The sequence below is a fragment of the Nostoc sp. NOS(2021) genome, from assembly GCF_017115025.1.
Lineage (GTDB): Bacteria > Cyanobacteriota > Cyanobacteriia > Cyanobacteriales > Nostocaceae > Nostoc.
Genome location: NZ_JABXKM010000331.1, coordinates 26380 through 40226, shown reverse-complemented (window position 1 = coordinate 40226; position 13847 = coordinate 26380). Strand labels below are relative to the sequence as shown.

The 13847-nt window shown below is 42.5% G+C and carries 10 protein-coding genes; 5 read left to right on the top strand and 5 right to left on the bottom strand.

Annotation, left to right across the window (positions count from 1 at the left end; translation table 11 throughout):
* The first annotated feature begins 131 nt into the window (after window positions 1-131).
* Together glyQ and HWQ41_RS32490 are read left to right on the top strand one after the other, a co-directional pair.
* Window positions 132-1031 (top strand): glycine--tRNA ligase subunit alpha, encoded by a 900-nt coding sequence (gene glyQ / locus HWQ41_RS32495; protein WP_292772111.1) that lies wholly within the window; start codon window positions 132-134, stop codon window positions 1029-1031.
* Between the two features lie 512 nt (window positions 1032-1543).
* Window positions 1544-3898 carry a ComEC/Rec2 family competence protein gene (locus HWQ41_RS32490; RefSeq protein WP_292772110.1) on the top strand — a complete coding sequence of 785 codons (2355 nt, stop codon included), beginning with the start codon at window positions 1544-1546 and terminating at the stop codon, window positions 3896-3898.
* 123 nt (window positions 3899-4021) lie between these two features.
* Here the strand turns inward: HWQ41_RS32490 and HWQ41_RS32485 are convergent, their stop codons facing one another.
* Both HWQ41_RS32485 and HWQ41_RS32480 read right to left on the bottom strand, forming a co-directional pair.
* Window positions 4022-5380, bottom strand: a complete 1359-nt coding sequence (locus tag HWQ41_RS32485) for an AAA-like domain-containing protein (protein WP_292772108.1) — start codon at window positions 5378-5380, stop codon at window positions 4022-4024.
* A gap of 110 nt (window positions 5381-5490) precedes the next feature.
* Window positions 5491-5613: a hypothetical protein gene (locus HWQ41_RS32480; protein ID WP_292772106.1), complete on the bottom strand. Its 123-nt coding sequence runs from the start codon at window positions 5611-5613 to the stop codon at window positions 5491-5493.
* A 126-nt stretch (window positions 5614-5739) separates the two neighbouring features.
* Between HWQ41_RS32480 and HWQ41_RS32475 the strand changes: the two genes are divergently transcribed.
* Window positions 5740-8460: a PAS domain S-box protein gene (locus tag HWQ41_RS32475; protein WP_366931734.1), complete on the top strand. Its 2721-nt coding sequence runs from the start codon at window positions 5740-5742 to the stop codon at window positions 8458-8460.
* 15 nt (window positions 8461-8475) lie between these two features.
* Here the strand turns inward: HWQ41_RS32475 and obgE are convergent, their stop codons facing one another.
* The 3 genes from obgE to HWQ41_RS32455 all read right to left on the bottom strand — a co-directional run bounded on the left by obgE (window position 8476) and on the right by HWQ41_RS32455 (window position 10673).
* Complete coding sequence (gene obgE, locus HWQ41_RS32465; protein ID WP_292772104.1) at window positions 8476-9504, bottom strand: GTPase ObgE; 1029 nt, start codon at window positions 9502-9504, stop codon at window positions 8476-8478.
* 69 nt (window positions 9505-9573) lie between these two features.
* Window positions 9574-9855 carry a four helix bundle protein gene (locus HWQ41_RS32460; RefSeq protein WP_292772102.1) on the bottom strand — a complete coding sequence of 94 codons (282 nt, stop codon included), beginning with the start codon at window positions 9853-9855 and terminating at the stop codon, window positions 9574-9576.
* Between the two features lie 140 nt (window positions 9856-9995).
* Window positions 9996-10673, bottom strand: coding sequence for a Mo-dependent nitrogenase C-terminal domain-containing protein (locus tag HWQ41_RS32455; RefSeq protein ID WP_292772100.1), 678 nt, complete (start codon window positions 10671-10673; stop codon window positions 9996-9998).
* Between the two features lie 514 nt (window positions 10674-11187).
* On the opposite strand from HWQ41_RS32455, the gene HWQ41_RS32450 reads away from it, so the two are divergent.
* On the top strand, window positions 11188-12288 hold the full coding sequence (locus HWQ41_RS32450) for a glutamate-cysteine ligase family protein (protein WP_292772098.1): 1101 nt from the start codon (window positions 11188-11190) through the stop codon (window positions 12286-12288).
* Window positions 12289-13285: 997 nt separating this feature from the next.
* Window positions 13286-13642, top strand: a complete 357-nt coding sequence (locus HWQ41_RS32445; protein ID WP_292772096.1) for a hypothetical protein — start codon at window positions 13286-13288, stop codon at window positions 13640-13642.
* Window positions 13643-13847: the final 205 nt, after the last annotated feature.

Here is a 13847-nt window from a genome sequence, read left to right as displayed (position 1 = left end):
CCTCCTTTATCTTGTCAACTATTTTTCCAAAAAATATTTGGGACTGCTTTTGAGTACTCTGAAACTGCCCACAGTGCCGGGTTGTAGGCAACAATGGTTTATGCACTGTGTTGAGTAAGGAAGGGTGAAGCGTGAATTTTCAGTCGGTAATAGGTTTATTGCATGACTTTTGGGGCGATCGCGGTTGCTTGATTGCCCAGCCCTACGATATTGAGAAGGGGGCAGGTACTAAGAATCCCCAGACATTTTTAAGAGCATTGGGACCGGAACCGTGGGCTGTTGCCTACGTTGAACCGTGTCGTCGCCCAACGGATGGACGGTACGGCGAAAACCCCAACCGCTTCCAACACTATTATCAGTATCAAGTCCTAATCAAACCGTCGCCAGATAATATCCAGGAGATTTATCTTGATTCCTTAAGGGTTTTAGGTATTTGTCCTGAAGACCACGATATTCGGTTTGTAGAGGATAACTGGGAAGATGCGACGGTGGGAGCTTGGGGCACTGGGTGGGAAGTATGGTTAGATGGGATGGAAGTTACTCAATTTACCTACTTCCAACAGTGTGGAGGAATTGATTGCCGCCCTGTGTCGATTGAGATTACATACGGGTTAGAGCGGCTGACAATGTATCTCCAGCAAGTAGAAGCATTTACAAAGATCCAGTGGACAGACAACATTACTTATGGAGATGTTTTCCTGCAAAGTGAGATTGAGCAGTGTATCTATAACTTTGAAGCGTCGAATCCTGAAATGCTGCTGACACTATTTAATTTGTATGAGCAGGAAGCTACCCAATTGACAGAACGAGGATTGGTCTTGCCTAGCTTAGATTATGTAATGAAGTGTTCGCACACGTTCAATCTGCTGGATGCGAGAGGTGTGATTTCGGTGACGGAGAGAACTCGCTATATTGCCAGGATTCGGCATTTGGCTAGGAAGGTAGCTCATTTATATGTTGAGCAAAGGGAGAAGTTGGGTTTTCCCTTGCTCAAAGATACTGTGAGTTCAGCAGGAAGCCCAACATCCTAAAAGGTGCGGCTACACGAACTAAGTACCGCTTTACGTAAAATTGTAGCGTTTTTAAACGCAAGCGTACGCAGAGTATTGTCAAATTTAATTCGCTACGAATTAATGAAATGCTCTACTTAAGTCCGCTAAGAACAATTGCATATTTGGTCAGCGTAGCACTTTGTGTTCTGTTTCTCCATGCGGCGCTGGCGTTTAAGCTAGGTATATCTTGTATATCTTTATGATGTGGCTATGGCTAAAGGTCATTAAGGCTACAAGAATAAGGCCCGCCTGTGCGGGCTTTGTTTATGGACTATACTTCACCACAAGCATACAAATTTTTCGGCGTTGCTAATTAAAAAGATGAAAAGCTCACGCAGAGGCGCTCCAGGCGCAGATAATAAGAGTTTGGAATATTTGATTTTTGAATTTCATAGCCAAATTCAGTAACGCCGAGTTTTCTCTATTGCTGCCCTAGCTATTTTTAAGTTAGCTGCAAATTCGGGTTGTCAGTTGCTTTTATAAAAAATCTTATGATTCAAACCAGTGGTGTAATTATTTGTCTTGGCTACATTTTCGGGTTGCTGTTTACAGCAGTTCCTTGGGGTGGTGTGTGGGTTTTGGTTCTGGGGATAGTGGGAGCAATTCTGTTTAGAAGACGCACCACTTCACGGCAACTTGCTCAGAAACCAGAAAATGCTGGAAGCAAAAATAAGGCAGTGCCTAACATTTGGCAAACTACTCCCCATCCGCGAATATGGCTAGCTGCTGGGTTGGTGGGATTATTGGCAACTCTATATTTTCAATGGCGAGTGCCGCAACCAGGCGCAAAAGATATTAGTCAGTTCGTCCCGCCTGGAAATAGCAGTAATCAAGAACAACTTGTGATTGTTCGCGGCGAAGTGGCGAGTAATCCCCGCTTGACTCGCAGTCAGCGGGGACAATTTTGGCTGGAAGCGACTCAGCTAGATGAGGTCAAAAATGAAAAAGGTTCAGCAGGTGTTCCAAAGGGGGTGACAGGCAAATTGTATGTCACAGTGCCCATACTTCAAGCTACTGGGTTATACCCTAGTCAACAAATTGCTGTGACTGGGGTTTTGTACAAACCAAAGACGGCTTCCAATCCTGGTGGTTTCGACTTTCAAAAGTTTCTCAAGCAAGAAGGAACGTTTGCCGGTCTAGTTGGGCGACAAATAAATGTTTTGGATCAGGAACGTAAATGGGGATGGTGGCAAATTCGGGAGCGAATTGTCCGATCGCAAGTTCGTTGGTTGGGTATCCCTGAAGGGCCTCTTGTCAGTGCAATGGTTTTAGGCAGCAAAGCTGTTGATTTACCCTACGATATCCGCGACTTATTTGTACAAGCAGGATTAGCTCATGCTTTAGCAGCTTCTGGGTTCCAAACTTCCTTGATTTTGGGTGTGATATTACAGTTAACGAAGCGGGCAAAAAAAGCAACTCAATTTACCCTTGGCTTTTTGGCTTTAATGATTTTTCTGAGTTTAACAGGTTTTCAACCTGCGGTTCTCAGAGCCGTAATTATGGGTTTTGCGGCATTAGTTGGTTTGCTATTAAAAAGGAAGGTAAAACAGTTTGGATCATTACTATTAGCAGCAACTCTGTTATTAGTGTTTAATCCTCTATGGATTTGGGATTTAGGCTTTCAATTGAGTTTTTTAGCAACACTGGGATTAATCGTAACAGTACCCGCATTAGTCAACCGCCTAGCATGGCTACCACCTGCGATCGCTGCTTTGATTGCTGTTCCTCTAGCCGCTACTATTTGGACTTTACCTGTGCAACTTTTTGTATTTGGGGTTGTACCATCTTATAGTTTATTGCTGAATGTGCTTAGTACTCCATTAATTTCGATCATTAGTATAGGTGGAATCATCAGTGCAATCGCAGCATTAATTTGGACTCAGGCAGGAAGTTTTCTGGCTGGGGTGTTGCATTACCCTACTGATTGGCTAATTAAACTAGTGGATTTTTTTAGCAAGTTGCCCGGAAATTCCGTTGCTGTAGGCAGCATATCTAGTTGGCAGCTTCTGGCGATTTATCTACTGATTATACTGGTTTGGTTAGTACCTTGGTGGCAGAGGCGGTGGTGGTTTGCGAATGTGATTGTGATTGGTTTAGTATTCATCCCCCTTTGGCATTCTACAAATACATTGTTTAGGATAACGGTATTAGAATCTGGTACTGAACCAATTGTAATTGTTCAAGATAGAGGTACAGTAACTGTAATTAATAGTGGCGATGAAGGTACAGGACGTTTCACAATCTTACCATTTTTGCAACAGCAGGGTGTAAATCAAATCAATTGGGCGATCGCAACTGATTTCCAAGGCAATGATAGTAATGCTTGGTTGGAATTAATGCAACGTTTACCAATCAAAAATTTTTATGAATATTCACCCAAAACAGAAAATTCCATTACAATTCAGGCAATTCAACAAGAATTACAAAAGCATCAAGGGATCTACCAACCTTTGGTAGTTGGTCAAAAGGTGAAGACTGGTTCAGTAGTGGCGCAATTAATCAATGACCAATTACCCATTTTACAATTGCAAATTCTAGATCAGAATTGGTTATTAGTAGGTAATGTCAAGTCTAAAGAGGTGCAGCAACTAGTGAAAAATGGAAGTTTGCCTCGCCCACAAGTGCTGTGGTGTGCCCCTCAGTCTTTGAAAGATTTAGTTATTGCTCTGCAACCACAAGTGGCGATCGCTTCTTCTGCCAATTTTGATCCAAAAACTTTATCTGAGCTGAATCAAAGCCAAACCAAACTATTTTTTACAGGACGAGATGGAGCTATTCAATGGACGCCTAATGGTCAGTTTGAGGCGTTTATTGAAGCAACAGAAAATAAGTCTTCTATCTTATAAAAAACTCACAACTAAGTAAATTTAAAAGTACGATATTTCTCTGAGGGGGCGACATGCAGCCCACATTGCAGATGGTATAAAGGTTTGACCGAATTATGGTAGAAAAAGATAGGTCAATCTAGGTCAATCATTGTCAACAAGACCCAAATCACTCAGACTTTTGCCCTGCACCCAATTTTGAGTATCTTTTAGAGCCTGTCCTTGCAAAAGACGAGATTCATCTTTAAAGGAAGAGGCTACCCAAGAATTGAATGTTTGCGAGTAAGGGCGGAGATTGTCTAACTGCTTGATCGCCCATTTAGCATTGAAAACATTCCGATAGATGGGATTTTTAATTTTGAGATAGCCGTTGTGTTTCTCGACTAAACCAGATAACAACAGTTCTGTCTGGTCTTGACTATCATCGGTCGGTACAGAGTGAAGAGGCAGAGGTCTGGGGCAGAGGTCTGGGGAAAACTCTTCTCCCCTGCTCCCCTGCTCCCCTGCTTCCTCTGCTTGCAACACTCGTTGGTAAAGCCCTAGTAATCTTCCTGCTCGGTGTTCGTTAAAAAGTAGGCGATCGCGAATTGTGCGGAAGTGTTCGGGATCGTCCTTGGTTTCCCAGTGTTGAATAATCTGCGATCGCACAAATTGTTCTACCCAAGATGCTTCCGTTCCTGGCGGTAAATCAATTTTTCGATTAGATGTTTTTAAAGCTGTGTGGACAATTAGCTGACAGAGTTTTTGGGTAAGAAATGGTTGTCCCCCTGTCCAGTAAATAATCTCTTCAAGTACTGCTTCAGGTTGAGTTATAACTTCCTCTAATCCCTTTAGCAATGGCATGGCTTCATGGGGTTGAAAGCCGTGTAAATCTATCGCTGTACCAATGTTAAAAGGTGTGCGACGTTTGTCAGAAATTAGGTCAGATGGAGTGGCTACCCCAAATAGTGTAAATCCCAAGCGTTGAAAATTCGGGTCGTGTGCCTGCTGATTATAGCAATGACGAATCCAGGCGAAAAAGTCATTGACAGGAAAATTCAAACTTAACAAACTATCAATCTCATCAATGAAAATGAAAATACGTTCAGCTTTGGCATCTGGCAGAGATTCGCTTTGAACATTTGGCAGCAACACTTCTTCTACGAACTGGTGTAGTTTTTGCACTGAGGAAAGACCTGCTTGCATCTCCCACCATTGCTTAAATTGGACTTTTCCCACCAGATTTAAGCCGTAGAACAAGCTGATAATAACACCTTTGTACCATTCTTCCTGTGTAGTATCCTCACTACCCAATGTGGTTACATCCAAGTAAACACAACTATAGCCTTCTTGTCTGAGACGATAACTTGTGCGCTGTAGTAGCGATGATTTGCCCACCTGGCGAGAATTGAAGACGTAACAAAAATCACCAGCTTTTAGGCTTGTATAAAGTTTTTCGTCTGCCTGACGGATAACATATGTGGGATCGTCACTGCGAAGACTACCCCCTACCTGGTATCTCATTTTTGTCTAAAAGGTTATTCAACCTTGCTTTCAACATTTTTCCTGGAGTTCTAGTCTAACTCCGTTTTTTTACGAGCAAGCAAGGCTTTTAAGTATTTGTATCAATCATGCTAATCAAAAAAGCCGCGCCACAGTTGATGAATGCGTTGGCGTAGCCCGCCGCAGGCATCGCTAGTGCGTCTTTGTTCCCGTAGAGAACAAAATCTTCCTAATCCCCAGTCCCCTGGAAACACTAAAACTTAGAGATTGGTTTGATTGTTGCATCCATATTTAGTCTGGGAATAATAAATACTACTCATGCTGACACACACGGAGCTAAACGGCTTTTGTTTAGTTCAATTTTAGAGATAAATTCGGGTATGAACCATCCTAGATTCTTAGATAACCCCGCGCAAAAACAAAACACGGAGCAGCAAAACTTCTCCCTGGCGTTTCTGCATCAGATTATCAATGGCATATCTGACCCAATTTTTGTCAAAGACCGTCAACATCGTTGGGTATTACTTAATGATACCTACTGTGATTTTGTCGGTCATAGCCGAGAAGAATTAATTGGCAAGTCAGACGATGATTTTTTTCCTCAAGCAGAAGCTGATGTGTTGCGGCAAAAAGATGAACTGATTTTCACCGCAAATATTACCAATGAGAACCAGGATCTTTTTACCGATGCTCAGGGTATAACCCATCTCATCTCTACAAAAAAGTCTTGCTTTGAGGATGAGACTGGTCATAAATTTCTGGTGGGTAGTATTCGAGACATAATTTTACAGAATGAAGCCGGGAAAGTTCTGGGTGTGACTGGCAGAGTTACTGAGCTTACTGAACTCATGCAAAAGAGCGAGGCACTTCGGGAAACCCTGGAAGAACCAGACCGGCAAGCAGAGGAAGATATACACCGGATTAATGCTTTACTGCAAGCTCAACAAGAAGCTTCCATCGACGGAATTCTGATTATTGATGAAAATCTTACAGTTACATCATTTAATCAGAAATTCTCCAAGTTATGGCAAATTCCTGCGGCAGTACTCCAAACGCGGGACGATCGCCAACTCCTGGGATGGGTACTAGACAAACTAGTAAATCCAGACGAATTTCAGGCTAAGGTGGAGTATCTTTATCAGCATCCAGAGGAAAGCAGCCGTGATGAAATTTTCCTGAAATCTGGAAAGATTTTTGACCGCTATTCTGCACCCGTGCGTAAACAGCAAGGAGCTAGTGGTGAGACATCACCTTTAGGAGACTATTACGGTAGGATTTGGTATTATCGCGACATTACCGAATACAAGCAAGCAGAGGCAGAACTTAGGGCTTCACAGCAAAGGTTGACGTTGCTGGTTGAACAAACACCTTTAGCCATTATTGAATGGAATACCAAGTTTGAGATTCAGACATGGAATCGGGCAGCAGAAAGAATCTTTGGATACACCACAGAGGAAATGCTGGGGAATCCTTTTGAGATCATAGTACCTGAAAACGTCAGAAAACAGGTAAATGAGATTATCACCGCCCTGTTAACCCAACGTGGAGGAAGTTTTAGTGTCAACGAGAACGTCACTAAAGATGGTAGGACGATGGTCTGTGAGTGGTATAACAACCCGTTAGTGGCTCCTAATGGCGAGGTGATTGGCGTTGCCTCAATGGTGTTAGACATCACAGAACGCAAACGAGCTGAAGAGGAACAGCAAAAATTTGTAGCGTTGATTGAAAACAGTAGCGACTTTATTGGCATGGCTTCAATCGAAGGGCAAATTCTCTATGTGAACCCTGCCGGACTCAAGATGGTGGGACTTAGTAGCCTGGAAGTAGCCAAAACTAAATTATTGGTTGATTTTCATTCACCAGAAGCTTTTGCAGAGTTGATAGAGCAAATTATTCCTTTGATGTCTCAACATGGTTTCTGGCAAGGGGAGTTTCGCCATAGACATTTTCAAACGGGCATAGATATTCCTACTGATTGCAGCCTGTTTATGGTTAAACATGCTGAAACAGGAGAGCCTTTCTGTCAGGTAGCTGTTGTTAGGGACATCACAGAACGTAAACAAGCCAAGGAAGCCCTGCTAAAGTCGGAAGCGCAACTACGACAACAAGCCCAAGAACTCAAAGAAGCACTCCGCGAACTTCAACACACCCAGACTCACTTAATTCAAAGTGAAAAGATGTCTAGCTTGGGTCAACTAGTCGCAGGAGTGGCACACGAAATCAACAACCCGGTGAATTTTATCTATGGCAACCTTACCCCTGCCAAGGAATACACCCAAGATTTACTTGCACTTTTGCAACTCTACCAAAGTCATTATCCTGAACCTGTGCTAGAAATTCAGGATTTTGCAGAACTAATCGAACTGGATTTTTTGAAATCAGATTTGCCACAAATAATCAACTCAATGAAAGTTGGGGCAGACCGCATTCGAGAGATTGTGCTTTCCCTGCGAACGTTTTCGCGCTTAGATGAAGCCGAAATGAAAGCTGTTGATATCCATGAGGGAATCGGCAGCACTCTGATGATTTTGCAAAGCCGCCTCAAGGGTAATGACCAGCGCCCGACAATTGAAATAATCAAAGAATACGGCAAACTACCGCTGGTTGAATGCTATGCTGGGCAGCTAAACCAAGTATTCATGAATATTTTGTCAAATGCGATCGATGCTTTAGAAGAGAGAGTGGGGAGTGGGGATGAGGGAAATGAGGGAAATGAGGGAAATGAGGGAAATGAGGGAAATGAGGGAAATGAGGGAGACAAGGGGAATAACCAATGCCCCATGCCCCATGCCCAATGCCCAATGCCCAATTCTCAATGCCCAATGCCGACAATTCGCATTTGCACTCAACTACAAGAGCCAAATCAGGTAACAATTAGGATTGCCGACAACGGATTGGGAATACCAGCAGATGTTAATAAACAACTATTTGACCCCTTCTTTACCACCAAGCCCATCGGCAAAGGTACGGGGATGGGTCTTGCCATCAGCTACCAGATCATTACAGAAAGACATGGCGGTTCCTTAGAATGTCTTTCGCAGCCAGGACAAGGCGCTGAGTTTGTGATTAAGATTCCCCTGATTCAGGATACCTCAACATAATTCGTCATTATTTCGTCAGCTAAATACCTCAACTTCTTCAGGAACCTTCATTTGGTCGAGAATTCCCCAGATTTCCTGTAACATCGGCTCTAACCCGGTGCGAGTAACAGCTGAAATCACAAAAACCGGGGCGTAGGAGAGATGATTAAGTTGGGTGGCTAACGCCTCCAAATCGACAGTTTCCCGATCAACTGCATCAATTTTATTCAGTGCCAAAATTTGCGGACGTTCTGCTAAACCCTGTCCATAAGCTTGTAATTCTTGCTTAATTGTGTTATAATCTCTAACTACATCATCACTAGTGGCATCAATCAAGTGAAGTAGCACTCGCGTGCGCTCGATATGGCGCAAGAAATCATGTCCCAGTCCTGCCCCATGAGCTGCTCCCTCAATTAGTCCGGGAATGTCGGCGAAAACAGTACCATCGCCAGTAGGTTTCCGCACTACACCCAAATTTGGGATCAGGGTAGTGAAGGGGTAGTCTGCGATTTTTGGACGTGCAGCTGATAAAGATGAAATTAGAGTGGATTTACCAGCATTTGGTAAACCAATAATCCCAACTTCTGCCAAAAGTTTTAACTCCAGGCGCAGCTGCTTTATTTCCCCTGGTAATCCTGGGAGGGCATATTCTGGGGCGCGGTTACGGTTACTCAAGAAATGCTGATTTCCTAGTCCGCCTTTACCACCTTGGGCAATCCGCAAAGTCTGCTTAGACTCAATTAAATCCCCCAGCAATTCGCCAGTTTCAGCATCATAAATGGTTGTACCGCAGGGAACTTCGATGATCAAATCCTTTCCTCCTGGCCCAGTACAGTTATTTGGCCCACCACGAGTACCCTTTTCTGCCTGAAAGCGATGGTTGTATCTGAAGTCCAGCAAGGTTTGCAGGTTTTCATCGGCAACGAAAAATATCGAACCGCCCCGTCCCCCATTACCACCAGAGGGGCCACCAGTCGGCACGTACTTCTCTCGTCGGAAGGCGACAATACCATCGCCGCCCTTACCAGCTTCAACTTCAATTTTTGCTTGGTCGATAAATTGCATAGTTAGTTATTAGTCATTAGTCATTAGTCATTAGTCATTAGTCATTGGTCATTGGTCATTAGTCATTAGTTATTGGTCATCAGGAACATTGCCAATTGATTTTAGGTAGGCGTTTAATTGAGGTGCTAGGTGATTAATCATTAGCTTGAGTGCATCTACCTGTTGATCTGTTAACAGATTACGGCTATATGCTCGTCTTAGCCAGTGTTGAGTTTCATATAAAGATCCTCTTGCTATTCTGACAAATTGTTGATTGTCTTGATAACTCCCTCGTCCTACTCCTTCTGCTATGTTGGCACCAATACTATCGGCTGAACAGATAATCTGTTTACCTACTTTATCTTCTGGCAATGACTCCCATCCATTAACAATTTTCTAGATGTCATCAGCTAATCGTTCTGCCAACTGATAAACCCGTAATTCTTGAAACCTCCTACTTGACATTATCCTTCTTAACTAAAGACTAAAGACTAATGACTAATGACTAATGACTAAATATATGCTGAAACATCTTCACCGCATTTATCTGCCAGATAGCAGAGGGCGCGGAAACGTAAGCTCACGAGTTGCTCATATAAGGGGTTAATTTTACACATCGGCGGGATGTGGACAATCTTGCGTCCAAATAGGGTGACATCCCGCTCAAAGGGACACTGGGAGGGAATCATTTTACACAAAAAGCGGGCTACTCTTGGGTCTTGAATATCTAGCCCATCCAGCCAGTCACGCAGGGGACATAGTGCATTAATTTGACGCTTTGTAAGTCCAGGGCTGGGGATAGTCGGGGTAATTTGCTGTGGGCGTTCTAGGGTGTGGCGAAGGGCTTGGAGTAAATTCTCCGGCTGTTCCAAGGCTTTGCAGAACTGTTGCATAACCTGATCTTCGCAGTGAGAATAAGTACCATCTGCGATCGCTACCATCACCGCTGTCCTTAAGAAATTTTCCGCTGCTGGCGTACCTTTAGTCAATACTGCGGCTAATTCCTCTGGTGTAATTACCTCTAGTGAGTCCCATTTAATCCCAAAAGCTAATTCATTTTTGGTGATACTGGCAATTAATTCCTGTTCTTGAGCATCAAAATTACCATCTGCCCAAGCAATGGTCAGCAGTCCACGCAACCAAGCGGCAATCTGTTCGCTGCTGTAGGGGGATTGAACGGTACTTGTCATAAACTCACGTCTCAAGCTTTCCTCAGTCAATACTAAGCTACCCTACCCAGTAACTATGAAGATAGTGGAGGCAGCAGAGAAAAATCAAGAAAGTGCGTAGGCGTAGCCAGCTGTAGGCATCGCTACATAGAGACATAAACCAGAGAAGTTTTCAAATCGCAACAGTCGGATCTTGGGGTGAAATCCATTTGAAGAGTAATCTTGAGAATCTTTTCTACTTAAACTGAAAAGGAAGATTTAATTTGTGTTGTGGAGGTATTTATGAATAAAACGAAAGTTAACCTCGATGTCATTCAAAAAACACTACTAATTCCCCTCTAAGCTAGAGATTATCAGCTTCCAGCAGCAGACCAAATTATAGTTGACCCTAAATCATCTGAGATATTGCAGCGAATGATTACGAATTTGATCAACTTACTACTGCAAAATCTTCCCATATAGGCTGTTCTTTACGAGGAACTATCCTCGACAACTGGGTACGCACCTACTTCAATAAACGATAAAGGTATACATAATGTTTTTATTTGGCATTGAGCATGAAGTCGCTTTCTTAAACAATGAAGGAAAGTTTGCTGACTTTTCCCACACAAAATTTGCTGATTTCAATCAAATTATTGAAAAGCTACCCACATACCCCAGTGACTATCCTCAACTACGCATCGGCGATGCGGGTATTAAGATGAAGAGATGGTACATTGAGGGATTTGAAAGATTTGCAGATTCCGACAAGGTGATAGACTGTCATGCTAAAGGTATCGAAATTAGAACAACTATACATTCTGATATTCAAGGCGCTATTGCTGAATTATCAGAAAGTTTTCACTTACTACGTGAGGTTGCTGCTAACTTTGGTTTATCACCAGTTTTGGTCAGTTTTAATCCCTATAATCCGGTTTTTGAGCCTCAACCCCCATTAAACGATTATGAAATTAAACAGCTAGAGGCTGATCCTGACGAACAAACTGCTAATATTCACATGGTGACATACGGGCCAGATTTAAATATTTCAGTGGCAGATTTGTCTACTGAAGATGTGATTGATATTGGCAGAAAGTTAACTTATTACAGTCCCTATATCGTCCCTTTTAGTTATAGTTCCCCTTTTTATAATGGAGGTTTATGGGATGGGCTATCGGTACGAACGTTTATCAGAACTGGAAAAAGACCAGCAGCTCTGGTTTTTGTTCAGGAACAGGAACAACTGATTAATAGCATACCTTCCTTAACAAAAATTGCCCGCATTCCGGCGGAAGTGGGACGAATTGAATTTAAGGCTTGTGATAGTTGTGATGATTTTTTCATCTATGCGGCTTTGCTGACATTATTGAAAGGTTTGGTGTTAGATGAAACCTTGCTGGGTAGAGCAACTGTACCCGATGCAGCGTTACATCAACTTTCTGCAAAAGAAGGGTTTGACAACGAGGATATTTTTGAGAATGCGACCAAAGTCTTGCAAGCAGCCGAAGTTGCCTTGGGAGATGACCCAGATGTTGATTATTTAACGCCGTTAAAAGTGCTGCTGGCGAAGCGAAAAACAAGATCCCATGAACTAATAGAAATGTTCCATCGCGTAAGTTCAATAGAAGAGGTAATAAGGCAGACTTATCAAGTTTAGAGGAAATTGGGAATGGGGACTCTTCAGAGGCAGAGGGGCAGAGGGGTAAAAGAGTGGAGTTCTAAGCCTCATTAGGGACTGACAACAAATAAATTACTACTACTGTGGGGTGGGCAACATGAGCGCCTTTGGCTACGGGCCCTTGTGCCGCCCACCCCACAAGAAATAATTGAGTATTTTTTTATTTGTCAGTCCCTTAAAGAGTATCAAAGACTCATTGTTGCATTTTAAAATACATCTCCTCTGCCCCTTTGTCTATCCCTATGTCCCTCTTTCGCCTACTCTGCCTCTCCCCTGCTTCTTCCCAATACCCCATTTCCATCAAGCAATTTTCCTATACTGCTGAGACCTGAGTTGTGTCTCTGGTCAGGGTAAGCGCGTTTCAAATGCTATTACCAACAGGATTAAGCTCGACTTTATCCATTTACCAAAACTGCGATTTCATCTGCTAAAACCCTTATCCCTCAGTACTTGAACTTTTTTAACATCACCCAAACTAACCTCGATATTAAAAGTCTCCTGCTCATGATTGAAAGCCTTGAGAAATAATGCGGGTTAACATCGTTTGATTGGATAAAGTCGAGCTAACTGAACATAAATAGTAGAGCCATTAACCTGCCAAAACTATATTAAGTCGATATACCTAGAGACTGATTTTATTGCAACTACAGATACAGGAAAGTTCATTCTAGAGATTGATGCAGGCGTTAGCGTTTTCAAAGTAAAAGTAAAAACAGGGAATCTGGAAACGAAGAATGTCAATGTGAAGTGTAATTATTTTGCTAATGAATTAAGGTGGTATTTGCTTATTATCCCTGACTAATTCGATGCAGAAATACAAAAGACAATTTCTTCGTCAGGTTCGTTTTTCAAGAACTTCCAGATTGAAGGGTAGCTTGGTAGTTTTATTATTGCTCAAGTTTGCCAAATAAAGTTATGAGCTTCCGCTCTTTCAGTCAAAGTTCTGCGTTGTTAAAGCTGTTATTGAGGATTTCAAATGAAGATTATTGCTTCTGTTTTTTCTATGTTGCGTCCAGTACGTTTTCTAGTTGTGGCTTTTACTTGTGCCTTAATATTGTTATCTAATGCTTTTCCTGCTTTTGCAATCGATAGCTACCAAAGTGACCAGACCGAAGGTACTACACAGCTGCTTGACATTCAGCGCAAAACTGACGAAGCCGCTAAAGAACCACCAGCTGGATTGAAAAAGGTTCAAGAGGAGTCCAACAAAGGACTAAATGAGGTTCAGGGAGATGCTGATATTGACAAGCAGAAGCGTCCTGAAAATTCACAGAGTGCAACCTCAGCGGAAGACAATGTAAAGAAATTGTTGGACAAAGTTACAGGGAAGTAACAGAGTTAATACCTTGGTAATTTTTCGGCAGTAATGGGTGATTGCCTAAAAGCAGTCACCCATTACTGATTAGGAATGTTAATCTGGCAAATTAAATTAAGTATAAAACTATGTTCACCCTGAGCATTTTTGGGAAAACTGCGTTTAGATAGTTTTGATTACAGATGTCTTAATTAACTATTATATTTAATATTTTTATTTTTGT

Bases quoted from the DNA above. Each gene is read 5' to 3' on its own strand.
- HWQ41_RS32475 (WP_366931734.1), top strand. From the start codon at position 5,740: ATGAACCATCCTAGATTCTTAGATAACCCCGCGCAAAAACAAAACACG.
- obgE (WP_292772104.1), bottom strand. From the start codon at position 9,504: ATGCAATTTATCGACCAAGCAAAAATTGAAGTTGAAGCTGGTAAGGGC.
- HWQ41_RS32455 (WP_292772100.1), bottom strand. From the start codon at position 10,673: ATGACAAGTACCGTTCAATCCCCCTACAGCAGCGAACAGATTGCCGCT.
- HWQ41_RS32485 (WP_292772108.1), bottom strand. From the start codon at position 5,380: ATGAGATACCAGGTAGGGGGTAGTCTTCGCAGTGACGATCCCACATAT.
- HWQ41_RS32445 (WP_292772096.1), top strand. From the start codon at position 13,286: ATGAAGATTATTGCTTCTGTTTTTTCTATGTTGCGTCCAGTACGTTTT.
- HWQ41_RS32450 (WP_292772098.1), top strand. From the start codon at position 11,188: ATGTTTTTATTTGGCATTGAGCATGAAGTCGCTTTCTTAAACAATGAA.
- HWQ41_RS32490 (WP_292772110.1), top strand. From the start codon at position 1,544: ATGATTCAAACCAGTGGTGTAATTATTTGTCTTGGCTACATTTTCGGG.